This is a genomic window from Ekhidna algicida, from assembly GCF_051379705.1.
Taxonomy (GTDB): Bacteria; Bacteroidota; Bacteroidia; order Cytophagales; family Cyclobacteriaceae; genus Ekhidna.
In genome coordinates, this window is record NZ_CP179868.1 from 886,099 (window position 1) to 903,180 (window position 17,082).

General features: G+C 40.2%; 19 protein-coding genes. 2 read left to right on the forward strand and 17 right to left on the reverse strand.

The annotated features are described in order from the left end of the window. Positions 1 to 90 precede the first annotated feature (90 nt). The 15 genes from gldC to ACL8WY_RS03855 all read right to left on the reverse strand — a co-directional run bounded on the left by gldC (position 91) and on the right by ACL8WY_RS03855 (position 13,593). Entirely contained in the window at positions 91 to 420 is a 330-nt protein-coding gene (gene gldC, locus ACL8WY_RS03785; protein ID WP_436517086.1) for a gliding motility protein GldC, read from the reverse strand. Between the two features lie 42 nt (positions 421 to 462). Then, a complete protein-coding gene (locus ACL8WY_RS03790) occupies positions 463 to 1,269 on the reverse strand; it encodes a M48 family metalloprotease (protein ID WP_436517087.1) in 807 nt (268 codons plus the stop codon). Next, entirely contained in the window at positions 1,266 to 2,192 is a 927-nt protein-coding gene (locus ACL8WY_RS03795; RefSeq protein ID WP_436517088.1) for a bifunctional riboflavin kinase/FAD synthetase, read from the reverse strand. Before ACL8WY_RS03795 ends, ACL8WY_RS03790 begins: the two co-directional genes overlap by 4 nt. After that, entirely contained in the window at positions 2,179 to 2,853 is a 675-nt protein-coding gene (gene truB, locus ACL8WY_RS03800; RefSeq protein WP_436517089.1) for a tRNA pseudouridine(55) synthase TruB, read from the reverse strand. Before truB ends, ACL8WY_RS03795 begins: the two co-directional genes overlap by 14 nt. Next, the gene (locus tag ACL8WY_RS03805; RefSeq protein WP_436517090.1) at positions 2,853 to 3,638 is read right to left on the reverse strand and encodes an undecaprenyl-diphosphate phosphatase; all 786 of its coding nucleotides are present in this window, start codon (positions 3,636 to 3,638) and stop codon (positions 2,853 to 2,855) included. The genes truB and ACL8WY_RS03805 overlap by 1 nt, the downstream gene beginning before the upstream one ends. Then, entirely contained in the window at positions 3,635 to 3,859 is a 225-nt protein-coding gene (locus ACL8WY_RS03810) for a DUF3098 domain-containing protein (protein ID WP_436517091.1), read from the reverse strand. The genes ACL8WY_RS03805 and ACL8WY_RS03810 overlap by 4 nt, the downstream gene beginning before the upstream one ends. A gap of 2 nt (positions 3,860 to 3,861) precedes the next feature. Continuing rightward, positions 3,862 to 4,752, reverse strand: coding sequence for a cell division protein FtsX (locus ACL8WY_RS03815; protein ID WP_436517092.1), 891 nt, complete (start codon positions 4,750 to 4,752; stop codon positions 3,862 to 3,864). Between the two features lie 43 nt (positions 4,753 to 4,795). Beyond that, a complete protein-coding gene (locus ACL8WY_RS03820; protein ID WP_436517093.1) occupies positions 4,796 to 5,704 on the reverse strand; it encodes a hypothetical protein in 909 nt (302 codons plus the stop codon). A 2-nt stretch (positions 5,705 to 5,706) separates the two neighbouring features. Further along, positions 5,707 to 6,246 (reverse strand): RNA polymerase sigma factor, encoded by a 540-nt coding sequence (locus ACL8WY_RS03825; protein WP_436517094.1) that lies wholly within the window; start codon positions 6,244 to 6,246, stop codon positions 5,707 to 5,709. A 91-nt stretch (positions 6,247 to 6,337) separates the two neighbouring features. Continuing rightward, on the reverse strand, positions 6,338 to 6,967 hold the full coding sequence (pdeM, locus tag ACL8WY_RS03830; RefSeq protein WP_436517095.1) for a ligase-associated DNA damage response endonuclease PdeM: 630 nt from the start codon (positions 6,965 to 6,967) through the stop codon (positions 6,338 to 6,340). Beyond that, positions 6,960 to 7,397: a DUF2147 domain-containing protein gene (locus ACL8WY_RS03835; RefSeq protein WP_436517096.1), complete on the reverse strand. Its 438-nt coding sequence runs from the start codon at positions 7,395 to 7,397 to the stop codon at positions 6,960 to 6,962. Before ACL8WY_RS03835 ends, pdeM begins: the two co-directional genes overlap by 8 nt. Positions 7,398 to 7,508: 111 nt before the next feature. Then, positions 7,509 to 9,974, reverse strand: coding sequence for a ligase-associated DNA damage response DEXH box helicase (locus ACL8WY_RS03840; protein WP_436517097.1), 2,466 nt, complete (start codon positions 9,972 to 9,974; stop codon positions 7,509 to 7,511). 77 nt (positions 9,975 to 10,051) lie between these two features. Continuing rightward, on the reverse strand, positions 10,052 to 12,433 hold the full coding sequence (locus tag ACL8WY_RS03845; protein WP_436517098.1) for a sodium-translocating pyrophosphatase: 2,382 nt from the start codon (positions 12,431 to 12,433) through the stop codon (positions 10,052 to 10,054). 97 nt (positions 12,434 to 12,530) lie between these two features. After that, on the reverse strand, positions 12,531 to 13,220 hold the full coding sequence (gene folE / locus ACL8WY_RS03850; protein WP_436517099.1) for a GTP cyclohydrolase I FolE: 690 nt from the start codon (positions 13,218 to 13,220) through the stop codon (positions 12,531 to 12,533). Beyond that, entirely contained in the window at positions 13,183 to 13,593 is a 411-nt protein-coding gene (locus ACL8WY_RS03855) for a 6-pyruvoyl trahydropterin synthase family protein (protein WP_436517100.1), read from the reverse strand. Before ACL8WY_RS03855 ends, folE begins: the two co-directional genes overlap by 38 nt. 104 nt (positions 13,594 to 13,697) lie before the next feature. Here ACL8WY_RS03855 and ACL8WY_RS03860 point away from each other — a divergent pair, with 104 nt between their 5' ends. Both ACL8WY_RS03860 and ACL8WY_RS03865 read left to right on the forward strand, forming a co-directional pair. After that, a complete protein-coding gene (locus ACL8WY_RS03860; protein ID WP_436517101.1) occupies positions 13,698 to 14,351 on the forward strand; it encodes a phosphoadenylyl-sulfate reductase in 654 nt (217 codons plus the stop codon). 18 nt (positions 14,352 to 14,369) lie between these two features. Next, positions 14,370 to 15,290, forward strand: a complete 921-nt coding sequence (locus ACL8WY_RS03865; protein WP_436517102.1) for an NAD-dependent epimerase/dehydratase family protein — start codon at positions 14,370 to 14,372, stop codon at positions 15,288 to 15,290. Here the strand turns inward: ACL8WY_RS03865 and ACL8WY_RS03870 are convergent. After that, positions 15,287 to 16,021 carry a class I SAM-dependent methyltransferase gene (locus ACL8WY_RS03870; RefSeq protein WP_436517103.1) on the reverse strand — a complete coding sequence of 245 codons (735 nt, stop codon included), beginning with the start codon at positions 16,019 to 16,021 and terminating at the stop codon, positions 15,287 to 15,289. The genes ACL8WY_RS03865 and ACL8WY_RS03870 overlap by 4 nt on opposite strands. An 87-nt stretch (positions 16,022 to 16,108) precedes the next feature. Then, positions 16,109 to 16,993 carry a flavin reductase family protein gene (locus tag ACL8WY_RS03875; RefSeq protein WP_436517104.1) on the reverse strand — a complete coding sequence of 295 codons (885 nt, stop codon included), beginning with the start codon at positions 16,991 to 16,993 and terminating at the stop codon, positions 16,109 to 16,111. Positions 16,994 to 17,082: the final 89 nt, after the last annotated feature.

Below are 17,082 nucleotides of genomic sequence, written 5' to 3' on the forward strand. Positions count from 1 at the left end.
CAAATATTTCAACTAAGAAATATTATGCATGCATAATATTAGTGATTTTTCAGGAAATGGAGGTGTTTCTATGGAAATGATAATCAGCTATTACCCTTCATTTTTTACGTGTTCTACTAGTTTATCACACAATGAGGATATTTCCTTGTTCATGTATTCATCACCTGTTGCGTTGAGTACGCTTTGAGCGAGACCTCCCAAGCAGTCAATGTAGAAATGCTTCATTTCATCCAAAGGCATGTCCTTTGACCAAAGATCGATACGCATTGTATTCTTATTCTCATGATCCCAAAGTGACAAGCTGATGGATTTGGTTTCCGAAGGACCAGGTTGTTCCTTCTCATCAGCTTCCCACATAATTTTCTCAGGAATGTTTTCTTTATCTAACTCTACTACGAATTTGATCTCTGACTTTTTCATTAGGCTTTATACTATGTTTAAGAATTGATTTTTGCCCTTTTCTTATGGCAAAGAGTTTCTGAATGATTGATATCTGGAAGCTGACTGGTCGTCTACTTGGGTGTCACAACCACTTCCTGAAACAGTCGCTGTGATGTCTTCAATTCTTGATTGTTCCAGAAGATGAGCAGCTATTAGCTGTGCTTGTTGGGTTGATTGCACATTTAGTGTCTTGGTAAAAACCAGTCCAACTGCATCGCATGCTTGACTCGTCTCAGCTAGCATCGAAATTGCAAGTGTGTCAGCCTGAATTTCGTTCCCCCTTGAGAAGGTTAAGAATTCATTGGAAAGTTCCAGATCATTGATAATACTTTTAAGGTCCGATGTGTTACCGGAGCTTGCTATGCTTTTGAGTCCGTTAATTCCGTACTTGAAAAATAGGGCTTCTGTAATGTGTGACTGATCAATATGTGCTACAAGATGTGCAATCAATCCGGCGAACTGATCTTCATTATCAAGAAAAAAAATCATCCCTGAAGAAATGAAGATGTGTCCCCCGGGAAAGGCGAACGCTTGCCTGTTATCATCATCAATTAAATAAATCGTCCAGGTAAATTCTTCGCTTTTGGAAACAATGGATGTTGAGGTTATTTCCAACAAGCGTGATGTGGCATAGCTATATGGAATAGTGTTTCCTTCTGGAGATATGATATTGAATTCTTCGTCTTCAACTATGGCGTTGGCTAATTTTTCTCCAAGAGAAACTTCGTCCTCCTCAGTAAAGTCAGTTAGCTCATCTGTTTTCTTACATGAAGAAAGACAGCCGAGCAGAACCACCAGAAACCATATAGATGAAAAATTAATTTTCATGTTAAAATACTTAACGCTATTTCCTTGTCTTTATTCAATTGTTCCTTAAGCGCTTCCAAACTATCAAATTTCATTTCTTTTCTCAGTGCCTTTATAAAATCCACTTTCATTTCCTGACCATATATATCAGCTTCAAAATTAAATAAATGCGCTTCTATTGTACGCTCTTGTCCATTAACAGTTGGTTTAAATCCGATATTGAGCATTCCCAAATAGGTTTCCTTGCTGACAATTGCCCTAATCGCATAAGCGCCATCTGCTGGCAGCAACTTATAAGTCTCTGGAACTTTGATATTTGCCGTAGGGAAGCCTAGTGACCTCCCCTTTTTATTGCCATCAACTACTCGCCCACAAATGGAATAATTTCTACCTAAAAGTGAGTTGGCTAGATGAATTTCTCCACTTTCCAATGTACTTCTGATTTTAGTGGAGCTTATTCCAATATGATCAATTTCTTGTTTTGAGATCTCATTTACCTCAAACCCGTAGGCTTCTGAATTCTTCTTTAAGAATTGGATGTTTCCTTCGCGATTATTTCCAAAATGATGGTCATAACCAATAAAGAGTTTTTTTGTGCCCACCCGATCGACCAAAATCTGTTTTACAAATTGATCAGCGCTAAGTTTTGAGAATTCAGGAGTAAATGAAACCTTGAGGATGAAGTCAACTCCTAATTCCGCAACCATCTTCACTTTTTCATCAAAGGTGCTGAGAAGTTTAAGTTTATCAGCATCTTTATTTAGAATAAAGCGTGGATGTGGCCAAAACGTAATGAGTACGCTTTGACCTCCATTACTTTTTGCTTCCTTTACTAATCTTTTTAAGATGGTTTGATGTCCAATATGTACGCCATCAAATGTTCCAATAGTAACTACTGCAAAATCAGGCTTTTCAAAATCTTCTAAATGATCAACTACTCTCATTGTGTTGACGGATAAACTCATCCAAATCTACTGCATCTAACAACTGATAATCTCCCACACTCGTTCTAACTAGTTTCTTTAAGTATCCTCCCACACCTAATTTTTGACCAAGGTCATGCGCCAAACTTCTAATGTAAGTGCCTTTAGAGCATGAGACTTTAAACTTAACTTCCGGTAATTGAGAAGCATCAATCTCAAAATTATGTATTGTCAAAAGACGAGGCTCAAGTTTAACTACTTTATTCTTTCGTGCTTTTTTGTAAGCTCTTTCTCCATCTACTTTCACGGCTGAATGAGCGGGTGGCACTTGGGAGATTTTCCCTACAAATTCCTTTCGTGCATTCTCCAAGTCGTCCTCCGTGATGTGGTTCCAATCAGACGTTGAATCAAACTCCGTTTCCAGATCGTAAGAAGGAGTGGTTTTTCCAATTTCGATGATTCCCTCATAGGTCTTATCCAGTCCTTGAAGCTCATTTAGCTTTTTAGTGAACTTGCCAGTACCAATAATTAGAAGTCCGGTAGCCAATGGGTCTAAAGTACCAGCATGGCCAATTTTTTTCACTTTAAGAGTATACCTAAGCTTTTTTACTACATCAAAAGAGGTCCAATCAACAGGTTTGTTGATTAGTAGTAATCTGCCTTCTTCGTATGTATTTTCCATCAGGCTGAAATGATTGCAATAATCCCAACTATGAAGCAATAGACTGCAAAGTAAGTGAGCTTCCCTCGCCTTACTATTTTAATCATCCACTTGCATGCTATGTATCCGGAAATGAATGATGCTAAAAAGCCTACAATTAAACTTATTGAGCTAATTGAATGTACAGATGGATTTTCTGCATAGTCTAGCAGTTCTAGGAGGCTAGCTCCCAAAATAGGAATGAGAACCATTAAGAAAGAAAATCGAGCAGCCTTGGATCGTTCCACTCCTAAAATAAGTGCAGTAGCAATAGTGGAACCAGATCTGGAGATTCCGGGCAAGACAGCAAACGCTTGAGCCAGCCCTATTATAAGTGCTCCAACAAAACCGACCGACCTATTTCCATCCTTTTTTAAATGTGCAAACATCAACAAGACTGCAGTGATTAGAAGCATGGATCCTACAAGAACCAGATTACCAATAAATAGCTCTTCTATTTGATCTTTAAAGAAGACAGCCACTACAAAAACCGGAACCATAGAAAGGAGAATTTTGGCAACAAACTGTGTAGACTCGTTCCATTGAATTTTCAACAAGTCTTTAAGAAGGCTGATGATATCTTCTTTGAAAACAACCATTGTGGCCAACGCAGTAGCTAAATGAACAACAACCGCAAATAGTAAATTATCTGAGCTCTGAGCTCCTAATAGAACAGATCCAATCTCGAGATGTCCACTACTGCTGACTGGTAAAAATTCAGTGAGTCCCTGAATAATCCCCAGAATGAGTGCTTCTATCCAACTCATTCAGAATCTGACTTTGACTTAGGTTTGTAGAATATAGCTACGAACTGAATGATGAAGCCTAGCATGACAACAACTGGCCCTAGCGTTAACCCAAGAAATCCAAAACCATAAGGTTCTGTATCCATTGTCATGAGAATAAAACCCAATGCTAGTACAATAAGACCAGCTATCATGATCATATAATTAGCTTTTACGAAAGCAAGTTTTCTTTTTTCTGACATTCTTAATATAGTTCGTCCAAAGACATTTTTAAATATTTTTTAATGGCTCTCAACGAGCTGAAATATCCAACGATAATTCCCATGATTAGGATTAAAGAAAATAGCACGATAAAACCATTCGTATCCTGAAGATCTTCCAGTCCTTCTATTATACTGTTCATATAAACTGTGAATCCATAAATTATTCCACAGGACAAAACGCCTGCAAAAAATCCATACATCATGGAACGATATAGGAAGGGCCGTTGAATGAATGAACTTGTAGCACCCACTAGCTGCATACTCCTTATCAAGAATCGCTGAGAAAATAGTGCAAGCTTTATCGTGTTATTGATTAAAATAATTACAACGATTAGTGCGAAAATGGCTATTCCTAATAAAATGAATCCAATCTTAGTCAAGTTTTCATTAATGCTTTCAATGAGGCTCTCTTCATATTCTACTTCAAATACTCCACGCATTCCTTCTAGCCCGGCTTTAATTTTATTTAGGCTATCCAATGCTTGATAGCTACCTTTTACTTTTAGAGCAAATAGATCTCGAAGTGGATTATCTCCCAAAAAGTCTTTAAAATCTTCTCCTGTTGCTTCCACAAATTGCTGTGCCGCTTCCTCTTTGGTAATCAAAGTAATCTGAGGTACATCCTTAATCAGGACGTAGGGCTTTGAAGCAATGGTTGTTCTGATCTTTGTGATGTCTGATTGACTGATATTCTTATTGAGATAGACTTGGACTTCTACGCTTTCTTGAATCCGAGTTCCTAGTCTAGAGCTATGGAGAAGTAACCAGCCAAAAAGTCCCAAAACCAATAATGCCACTGTGATACTGAATACCACACTGGCAAAAGGATAGCTCCCAAGTTTTCTTTTCTTTCTGGTTTTCTTTTCCTCCATTAAGTCACGAATTTAGACAAAATGGAATTGCTTTGGAATGCTATTAGCTCTTCTTATTTTCCCTGAGAAGCTTTAGCTCACTTATTACCTCAGAATTTGTAACTCTCGGTAATTCAGTCATCTTATCAGCCATTCCTACGCGATAGTAGTTTCCTAAAAAGTACACATAGATGCGTCTTCCATTTGAGCTATTAATTTCCAATATCTCGTATGGTGCTTTATTGAAATCACCATTTAAGAATAGTTTACCATCATAATACTTGTATTTGATAACTGTACTTTTAGAAATTTCTGTCTGTACATCAATAGGTTGCTCATCCGTACCTTCTACGCTATTAGGTATCTCATCTAAACCGGTAGTGGTGAATTCCGATTCTTCCTCTATTGATTCTGCTTTTGGAGCTTCAAAGGATGGTGTGAATACTTCTTCCTTGGCAACTTGTCTTTTACCTTCTGCTTCAACAATTTGAGAAATGGCTTGCTGTTCCACATCCTTTGTCTCATCAGCTTCAGTAACCAAATTTCTTGGCTTTTCGAGTGTGTTGTCAGTTTGAGGTTCTTCTTTGCCCAAATCCCAAATGAACTCTATGGATTCGATCTCAGAACCTTGAACTGTGGCAGGTATGTCAGAACCCTCTACCTCAGGTCTTTCGCCATAAAAATAGATTCCTGTCCCTATGACAGAAGCCACTACAATACCACCAAGTGATTTCATAAGAGCAGATTGTTGTGCAAACTCGATCCATGTTGGGCCAACGTTTATGGCGTCTAGCCTGGACTTTAATTCGAGTTTTCGGTACTCTTTTAGACCACTTATAATATCAGACTGGAAGTCACTTTCCGCCTTTATCGCTGGATCCGACTCAAGTTTGCTTGCAAAATCAGCCATTTCTGACTCATTCATCCTTCCTGAATGGTAATTATCGATTTGATCCTTGGTTAATTTCGTCATGGTTAATCAAAAAAGTCTTCTGTGGTGTATTTACTTTTTATTAAACTATCTAGCTTCTTCTTACACTTATATTTCTTCGTCTTGGCGGTATCAGTATTTGCAAAGTTCATTTTCTTAGCTATTTCCTGCATCCCCATTCCATCGAAATAATAATGTGTTAGTACATTCTTACACACATCTCCCAACTGGCCTATGCACTCCATCACAATCTTTAGTCGCTCTTTCGCATCATGCGTTTGATGCTCTTCTCCATCCACGGTCTCCGAACTAAGTCGACTCTTGCGATCCAATTCCTTTCTCCACTGATTGAGACAGATGCTATATAGATACGTGCTAATTTTAGATGTTAAAACCAGCTTACCACTAGCAGCTTTCTGCCAAAAAGCGAGTAAGGCCTCTTGATATACGTCTTTCGCCTCGTCCTCAGTGCCATTATTGGATAGAACAATTTTCGTCATCATTCTATAATATTTCTTATAGAGATGATCAAGCACACGCTCGTCTCCACGACTAATTCGCTCCAATATCTCACTGTCCTTCATACACCAAGCCAGTTTTTAATACGATTAAAACAAAAAAAGTAACCCCCATATGGTGAGTGAGTAGGGTTGTAATTGTAAAATACGACAAATCTCACGTTAATTCAATGACTTGACCTTCAGCTATGCCAAATACCTGATCTTCCTTTTTAGGACGAATTTTCTTGATGCCGGTAAATTGTCCAAAGGCCGGAAGTAGCGCATGATCACTGGAAAAATAGAAACACGGAAGAGTGATACTTTGCCTTCCCTTTCCTCTGACAGAAATACCTGGATGTAGATGACCGGAAAGATTATAATATGGAGATTCTTCCTTGATGTGTGTAAAAGAAAATGGCGGAAGCTCTAACAAAGGCGTCAAGGTTAGTGCGGTCGGATATTCATCTAGAATATCGTGATTTCCTTCAATAAGCGAAAAGTCTACATTATCATAAATTGACAGGAATCGAAGAAAATCTTGCCACTCATTGTTTTCAAAACTATGGAACAAGTCTCCAAGAAGAATCACTCTTGAGGGGTTATAATTTTGAATCAATGATTCCAGTATTTGAAGATCTGTCAGGTGTATCTTCCTCGAAATTGGAATACCATGTTTTCTGAAATGAGCTGCCTTGCCTAAATGGAGATCAGATACTATTAGAATTCTTCGAGATTCCCAGAAGATTGCCCGTTCTGGTAGCAAAGTCAACTTCTCGCCATGAATAGTTGTACTACTACTATTCACCTGAGTAAGGAAGCCAAGTTTGTGTTCGATAAAAGAATAAGAGGTATCCTCTTACCTTTAGGTTTCCATCTTCTCCTACCCAGAGCTTACAATCATAGATATTTCCATTCTCAGGATCCATGATTTCACCTTTATGGTACTCATCATCTTTTTTGTTGAACTTCATATCGCTGATGATCTCCATTCCGATGATCTTCTTACCTTTCCTATGGTCCTCACATTCATCGCAAATTGGATCTGGATCCTCACCTTCCTCTCTAAATAGCTTTTGTATTTTGCCAAAGAATCTACCTTCTTTCTCGTAGATTTCTACAATGGATCTGGCCTTACCGCTTTCATCATCAATGGTTTTCCATGTCCCCACAATCGACTGAGAATATGCCGATGCGAAAATCAAAATCATCGAAATAAATAGTATCGTTCTTTTCATGTCTATGCGTTTTATTTTCAACCGTCACTTGGAATTCGTGATGAATTTTAAGCAACCTCCGGCTGGTTTCTTAGGATGCCTAAATCTCTACCTCGTTTCATAACATCAAATTTAATCTTGTCTTACTGACCTTTCAAGCTGCATCTGCATTTTCAATATCCGATCGGTAACATCCTCTGAACTAAGTCGCTCTCTTCGTATCATATCAACTAAAATCGGGAATGCAAATGGCGTTGGTTTTTCTGTCTCCTTCAAAATAATCTTTTGCTTATTGATTCTCCGGATAGCTTCCATAAATCTTGATTGATCTAGTTGTAGTGTCATCACTTCTTCCATCGATTGCTTCAATAGCAAGTTGTTTTCATCATACTCTTTGAATGCTTTGTATAGTATCCCTGATGAAGCTTGAAGATGTCTGGCTTTTATGTTTTTACCTGGGTAACCCTGAAATATGAGGCCAGCTATCGTTGCAACATCGCGAAATTTACGTTGAGCCATCTCAGTCATATTGATGGACTCATTAATGTCCTGATAAATATTTTCTTCTGAAAACAAATCAAGCTCGAGTCCTTCCTCAATAGCGATTTCCTGATCAGAAAGGAGCTCGAATCCATAATCGTTCATGGAGATGGAGAAGGTTATTTTTTGAAGCTTACTCATTCGATAGGCTACCAAACCAGCCAATACTTCATGCACAAACATGCCTTCGAAAGTGAAGAAAAATAGATGGTGACCATGTTCAGTTTCTACCTTCTCAATTAGCAAAGATTTACTATCAGGTATCATTGACATCCTGTTTTGCAAATCCAGGATAGGTTTTATCTTCTGCAATTCTACATCTTCGTAATTGCCATCTATGGCTTGCTGCAACTTATTTCTGATTTGGTCTGAAAGGAGAGATGAGAGTGGCAATCTGCCGCCTCCCCAGGATGGTGTGAGACCACTCTTGCGTTTTGATTTCTTTACTAAAACGGTAAGGTCTTTAATAAACATGAACTCCAGATTTTGACCTGCAAACCAAAACGTATCGCCCGGATTGAGTTTGGAGATAAAGCTTTCTTCCACTGTGCCTAAGTGACCGCCAGTAATGAATTTAACGCTCATGGCCGGATCTCCCACAATGGTACCTATTGATAGTTTATGCCGCTGAGCAGCTTTGCTATTTATAATTTTATAGACGCCATCTTCATTGTAGACTCTAGAAAATTCATCGTATTCGCCGAGTGTACTTCCTCCTGTAGTGATAAATTCAAGGGCCCAATTCCATTCATCTGCATTTAAGAGCCTATAGCAATATGTCTGCTTTATTTCCTCGAGGATCTCTAAAGGACGAAAACCACCACTAACTGAAAGGGTGACTAAATACTGAACAAGTACATCCAGACATTTCTCCAGTGGCTTACGTTGTTCGAATTTTCCATTTTCTATAGCTGTTCGTAATGCGGCTCCTTCTATCAATTCAAGCGAATGTGTCGGGACAAAAAAGATACGACTGAGCTCCCCAGGACCGTGTCCGCTTCTTCCAGCTCGCTGCTGAAAGCGTGAAACACCCTTAGGACCACCAATTTGAATAACCGTGTCTACTGGTCTGAAGTCAACACCTAAATCCAAGCTTGATGTACATACCACAAGCTTCAATTTGCCATCATGCAAAGCATCTTCCACCCAATTTCGAATGTGTTGATCCATGGAACCATGATGCATGGCAATAACTCCAGCCAACTCAGGTGCTTCTTTTAAAATGGCCTGATACCACAGCTCAGTTTGGGACCTGGTGTTGGTAAATAGCAAAGTGGTGTTGCTTTGCTTTATGATTGGGATGACTTTATCTATAAGCTTTACACCCAAATAACCGGACCATGGGAATTTCTCCACTTCATCCGGCATAATCGAAGACACTTCAATTTTCTTTTCAACATTGGATTTGATTGAGACAGCTTCTTTGTACAAATCCTCTCCCATCAATACACGTTTTGCCTGAGGGAGGTTTCCAATAGTTGCTGAAATTCCCCAGACCTTAAGCTTGCTTCCTGTGAGTTTCTTAAGCCTCGATATAGTCAACTCAGTTGCCACACCGCGTTTAGTGCCAATCAGCTCATGCCATTCATCGATGATGATACTTTTTACATTTTTCAGGTAATTGGGATAATCACTTTGACTCAGCAAGACATGTAAGCTTTCGGGAGTAATTACGAGTGCCTGAGGAGCGGTTTTTTTTTGTTTCTGGCGCTCTGTTGTAGTGGTGTCTCCGGTACGTAGGCCTACCTGCCATCGAACATCGATATCATCGCAAAAACGCTGCATCGCCTTTTGGATATCTTTAGCCAAAGCCCTTAGTGGCGTGATCCAAAGTATCTGAACTTCAGGTGTTCCTTTATAAGGCTCATTCTCTTTTAAAAATTCTAGTACGCACGGAATCCATAATGCATAGGTTTTCCCTGACCCAGTAGGCGCATTCAATAGTCCACTTTTACCTGATAAATAGGCTTCCCAAGTCTTTCGTTGAAATTCATAAGATTTCCATTTTTTAGACTTAAACCAATCTTCACCGATTTGAAAAAGCTCCTGATCTGACACAAAGGGAAGTTATATAAAGGCACAAAAAAACCTCGACTTATTTTAAAGCCGAGGTTTAATATTTTAATTTATCTAAACTAGTTTTTCATTTCTTTGATCATCAACTCAACATCACTTTTAGGTCCAGTTAATGTATCAATTGTAGTAACTGCTTCACCATTGATAGATTCAGTAGTGGTTACAATAGCCTGTGACTGACCATCTTCTGATGTTTCCATAATCACTTGAAACTCATTGACTGCCTTTTCCATTGGTTCTACTTGTTCAACCACCATCATAGCTGCTTCTTCAGAAGATCCATGGCCTGTTCCGTTAACTTCTCCTAAGATTGGAGCGATTACCAGACCAACTAAGCAAGTCAATTTGATTAAGATGTTCATCGATGGACCGGAAGTATCTTTGAATGGATCACCTACGGTATCTCCAGTTACTGCAGCTTTATGTGCTTCAGAACCTTTGTAGGTCATTTCTCCTTCTATCATAACACCTGCCTCGAATGATTTCTTTGCATTATCCCAAGCTCCTCCAGCATTATTCTGAAAGATGGCCCAAAGTACGCCAGAAACCGCTACACCGGCCATGTAGCTACCAAGTGATTCAGGTCCCATGGTGAAACCGATAAGTACCGGAGCAATAATAGTAATTGCTCCTGGAAGCATCATTTCTCTTAGAGCTGCTTTTGTTGAGATATCAACACATTTGCCATATTCCGGCTGACCAGTTCCTTCCATTATACCCGGAATTTCTTTGAACTGTCGTCTAACTTCCTTTACCATCTCCATAGCAGCTTTTCCTACTGATCGCATAGCCAAAGCAGAGAATACCACTGGAACCATTCCTCCAATAAAAAGCGCGGCAAGCACCTTTGCTTTAAAGATGTTGATTCCATCAATTCCGGTGAACGTAACGTACGCTGCAAATAGCGCCAATGCAGTTAATGCAGCTGAGGCAATAGCAAATCCTTTACCTACTGCTGCAGTAGTGTTTCCTACTGAATCAAGAATGTCTGTTTTCTCTCTTACATCGTCGGGAAGATCACTCATCTCAGCGATACCTCCTGCATTATCAGCGATTGGTCCAAACGCATCTATTGCTAATTGCATAGCCGTAGTGGCCATCATAGCAGATGCTGCAATAGCTACTCCATAAAATCCAGCAAATTCATATGCACTCCAGATGGCTCCAGCAAAAAGTAAGATTGGAGCAAAAGTTGAAATCATACCAGTTGATAAACCGGCGATGATATTCGTAGCTGCTCCAGTTGCAGAGTTCTTCACAATATCTAAAACAGGCTTTTTTCCAAGACCTGTATAATACTCGGTGAAGTAGGAAATTAAACCTCCTACTCCTAACCCAACTAGAACAGCATAGAATACTCCCAGTGGAGTAATTGTCTTCAATCCTTCTCCGAAGAAATCCATCTGCATGGTGGCAGGAAGCATCTCAGGAAGCAAGAAGAATAATGCGATTCCGGTCAAAATAATAGAACCCCAGTTTCCTTTGTTTAAGGCAGCCTGTACTTGAGCCTCTTTTGCATCATTGCTTGAAATCTTTATGAATAAGGTTCCGAAAAGTGAAAACACAATGCCTAATCCAGCAATCACCAATGGAAGTAGTATTGGTCCAATTCCGCCAAAAGCATCATCTACTGATCCACCCATATCGCGAATCACGTAATTTCCCAAGACCATGGAAGCAAGTACGGTCGCAACATACGATCCAAAAAGATCAGCACCCATACCAGCTACATCACCTACATTGTCACCCACATTATCTGCGATGGTTGCCGGGTTTCTTGGATCATCCTCCGGAATTCCGGCTTCTACTTTACCCACAAGATCCGCACCTACATCGGCAGCTTTGGTATAAATACCGCCTCCTACTCTGGCAAATAGGGCGATTGACTCTGCACCTAAAGAGAAACCGGCAAGTGCTTCGAGCACTACGGTCATATCTTCTACTCCATTGACCGTCCATTGGCCACCCATGAAGAATTGAAATAAGAATATAAATAGTACGCTTAGTCCGAATACAGCAAGTCCTGCAACGCCAAGACCCATTACAGTACCTCCTGTAAAGGATACTTTTAATGCTTGAGGCAGGCTGGTTCGAGCTGCTTGCGTTGTTCTTACGTTCGCTGCAGTAGCGATTCGCATTCCGATATTACCAGCCCAAGCTGAAAAGAATGCACCAATTACGAAAGCAACGATAATGAACCAATGTGTGGTTTCTACCATCATTGAAATTACACCAAGAAGCGCTCCGGCGATTACAACGAAGATGGCTAGTATTCTATATTCTGCGCTAAGAAATGCCAATGCCCCTTCTCTGATGTAATTTGCAAGGGTCTGCATCTTTTCATCACCGGCATCCTGCTTGTATACCCAGCGAGATTTGATGATCATCACAAGAAGCCCTAAAAGACCTAGGGCAGGCACTAAATAGATTAATTTATCCATGATTTTTTAAATGGTTTTCAAAAACAGTGCGCAAAGATAGGTCAAAGGGTTTTTATAGAAAACCCTAAAACGAACAAGAAAAGAGGATTTTTTTGACTTAGTCTTTAGTCTCTGTGTTGATGTAGTTGAGGAATTCGTTTTTGATCTCCTGATTTTTGAATTTACCATCGAAAAAAGCGGTGCCAGTACGACTATTTGTATCATTGACCCCTCGTGAAGACACGCACATGTGAGACGCATCCATCACTACTGCCACATCGTCTGTCTGTAAGATCGACTTTAATTCATTTCCAATCTGTACAGTCAAGCGCTCCTGAACCTGTGGTCTTTTTGCGAAGTACTGTACTATCCGATTGATTTTGGATAACCCAATCACTTTCCCACTTGAGAAGTAAGCTACATGCGCTTTGCCGTAAATTGGAACAAAGTGATGCTCGCAATGTGAATAGAAGGTGATATCCTTCTCAACGAGCATTTCATTGTAGTTGTATTTATTATCGAATAATCGAATTTTTGGTTTATTGGCCGGATTAAGTCCTGAAAAGACTTCTTCCACAAACATTTTGGCAACACGATTTGGTGTTCCAGACAAAGAATCGTCTTCCAAATCCAAACCTAATATTTGCATGATCTCCTTAAAGTGCTTGGAAATCAGCTCAATTTTTAATTCATCATCCTGCTCGAAAGCATCCGGTCTAAGTGGTGTATCGTACGACGTACCCACATGATCATCTCCAAATTCATCAACCTCAGGCTGGATATTCAACGAAGTTTCTTTCTGTTTCATAAAGTGTTATTTTCATCTCGTAACGGTCTTCTATCTCAGTTCTTAAAAGGTCATAGATGACTTTGACGATGTTTTCTGCTGTTGGATTCAAATTTTTAAATTCAATTACATCCAAATTCAAATTTTTGTGATCAAATCGATTGAGAACCCGCTCTTTGATGAGATCGCTTAATTTTTTCATATCGTAAACGTATCCGGTTTCTGAATCAACCTCGCCGGTTAAGCTTACAATCACTTCGTAATTATGCCCATGCCAGTTTGGGTTGTTGCATTTTCCGAAAGTCTCCTCGTTCTTCTCCTCGCTCCAGTTCGGATTATATAACCGATGTGCAGCGTTGAAATGTTCCTTCCTAAAAACTTTAGCTCTGTGCATGTTGCAAAAATACTGGAACCTTCTAACAACCCTATTTGCAAAGATGTTTCGTATGGTTATGAATTTATTTTGTTCTGACATTGTTTTGCCCTGAACTTCATCCTATGGAAATATCAGAAATAGCTGAAAAAATAGCTGAATACAAATCTGAAGGGAAACGACTATTCACTACTTCCTCCTTTCAAACGCACAGTATTCCGATGCTTCATATACTCAGCGAAATAGACAATTCTATTCCGGTATACTTTATCAATACCGGGTACCTATTTCCTGAGACCGTTTCATTTCGTGATGAAATTGCTGAGTTGCTTGGACTCACGATTGTAGATCTTAAGCCTAACACGCCCAAGTTTATGCAGCGAGAAACCAATGGAAAGTTGATGTTTACCACTGACCCGGATCATTGCTGCTACCTCAATAAAACTCAACCTATGGAATCAGTTTTGGCAAGTCATGATGTGTGGATCAACGGCGTGCGCGGAGATCAAAGTGCGGTAAGAAAAGCGATGAAAGTAGAGCAACCTGCACCATTTGATAGCATCCGCTTTCATCCGATGCTGGATTGGGACAACAGAAAAATATTTGCTCATATCAAGGAGCATGATCTTCCAAAGCATCCGCTCGATGCAAAAGGTTACATCAGTATTGGTTGTGAACCCTGTACGCGTAAGATGGATTTAGACATGCAGGAACGGGAGGCACGATGGTTTGGGCTTAATAAAGTAGAGTGTGGACTACATACTGATCTGGTTAAATAATCACCTTTTTACAGAATTATGAAAGTACTTATCACCGGAGGAGCCGGATATATTGGAACCAAGCTTGTGAAGCACCTTGTAGGTGATGAAGCGATAGAGAAGGTCATTATTTACGATAATCTTAGCAAAGGTCATCACAACTTTTTCCTCGGCAAGACCTATGAGCGTACGGAAAAGATACAGTCCGTTCGAGGTGACATCCTAGATACACGACAGCTGAAAAAATTAATGAAAGATGTGGATGTAGTGGTTCATTTAGCAGCTATTGTTACGACTCCATTCGCAAATACCGATCCTCACTTTTATGAACAAGTCAATCATTGGGGAACAGCCGAGGTGGTGTATTGTGCGGAAGAATCCGACTTATCAAAGTTTATCTACCTCAGCAGTACATCAGTATATGGAGCCAGCGAGCAAACAGCAGAGGAAAACACAACGCCTTCACCGTCTACTTTTTACGGTATCTCTAAACTACGTGGTGAGGAGCATGTAAACCGATTGGCTGAAAAGAAAAATGCCATTAACATTCGCGGAGGTAACGTGTATGGCTATAGCAAGTCGATGCGATTTGACGCAGTTATCAATCGGTTCATGTTTGATGCCAATTTTACCAATCGCATTCAAATCAATGGAAATGGAAAGCAGTCACGGGCCTTTATCCATGTGGATGCGCTTTGTCATTCACTGGCTCAGGTAGTGACCAAAGACGTTAAAAGCGGAACCTACAATCTGGTAGACAAGAACCTTCAGATTCTGGATCTTGTAGATGTTTTGAAGGAAATCTATCCTTCACTGGAGTTTCTATTTACCAACCAGCACATGAACTTGCGTGAATTGAAGATCAGTGCGGACAGCAGGTTGTTCGGTCAAATCGAACGATTTGAGTCGAGGGAATTGAAGGAAGAGTTGGAGGAGTTTAAGAGTCGATTTGCATTCTAAAGCTTTCCTGCTCGAATGAATACGGGGAAAGTGATCTTTCGCTTTCCACTTTTCCAGATCTTGGCAAGATCCTCTTTTAGTCTATCTACCGGGTGATATCCGTTTGCTTTCTTATAATGCTGTATTGCTGACCATGTCCCTATGTAACCCGTCAGTTCATCAAGTGTCATTTCGGCTTCAATATCGAAGTTTTGATTCACCTCGATTTCCTCATATGGGAAAGGTATGGTCTCGTATCTCGCCTCGATGTGATTGCGTTCCGAATCCCAGTAAGGCTTGGTCACATTCCAATAAAAGTTCTCGATTATAGGCTGCAGCTCTTCATCCACACGAACCAAACCATAACCAAAGAGTACCAAAGCGCCATGCGGCTTAAGTACGCGCTTTACCTCATTATTAAATCTTTCATGGTTAAACCAATGCGCTGCCTGGGCGACAGTGATCAAATCAAAATGTTGATTCGGAAAGTTGGTTTGCTCTGCCGACTGTTTTGAGTATTCAATGTTGGGACGTTGGGTTGCATTATCCAGCTGCTTTTGACTGATATCTGTGGCATGTACTTTTTGAAATGATTTAGAAAGCGCTATCGCCAGTTGACCATTTCCTGTACCACAATCCCAGCAAGTCTCATGAGCATCTGTAAGAGAAAGTAAGAATTCAATCAGTTTTTGAGAATAGACCGGCCGAAACTTTGCATAGTCGTCTGATTGAGTAGAGAAGTTGTCTTTCATAGAGGATTTACAAGTAATAAAATACAATTCGTAAGTCAGGGTTGCTTGGAAATCGAGTAAACCAAATAATTCACTGCCTCTTGGCGGCTACTCCATCATCAGTACTTTCCAAGCTGTATCTACTTCTCCCTCATTCAGCAAGTCAGCTGCTAGCTTATGAAGTTCCAGTTGGATGTTCTCGTCATCATCGAATGAATCGAAGATGGAGCGTACCTCTGGTTCATTTGCGAAATCTTTTACTTCTTCTTCTGTAGGTAAAGCTTCTACATTTCCTAACTGTCCGAGGTGGTTTCCAGTAAGGACCGTACTGGTTCTAATTCTATCAGGTATTTGGTCTACGCCTATGCCCATGGTTGTCAAAGGTTTGGTTACTTCAAATATAGCATCTCCTTTCGCTCTCGAGTACCAGTTTCCACCCATTCTGGCTACTAAATCGATTTTATTCGGATCAATTTTGCCATTTTCATCCAACACGCGATCGGCAATGTGCATCAAAAGCACCTCACAAATCACCAACTGTCCGGCTCCTCCCTGCTCTCCTAGTGACTTTACCTCGATGACCTTACATTCAAATGAAACCGGTGCTTCTTTCACTCTTGGTGGCGCCACTCGCTCAGACTTAACCTCTGTAAATCCTGCCTTTTCAAACTCATTGACTCCCTTTCCATACTCCGTGCTGCTCAAAGACATCTGCTGCACCATATCGTAGGAAACAACATTCACGACTACTTCGGCATGCTCTTTTACATTCTCGAGTGTATGCTTTGTAGTGTTATCCCTTCCGCGTCTGGCCGGTGAGAAAATCATCACCGGAGGGTTGGCGCTAAATACGTTGAAAAAGCTAAACGGACTCAGGTTCACGTTCCCTTCTTTGTCTACTGTACTAGCAAATGCTATTGGCCGTGGTGCCACTGCGCTTAATAAATGTCCGTGGAGTTGTGGTACCGGGAGTTCTTTTGGGTCGATAGTCATATCTTATTTTATTTATCCGTCATAGCGAGTTTACAAAGCGATCTTGTCATAAGCGAGATTGCTTCAGTTGCTTCCTTCGCAGTGACGTA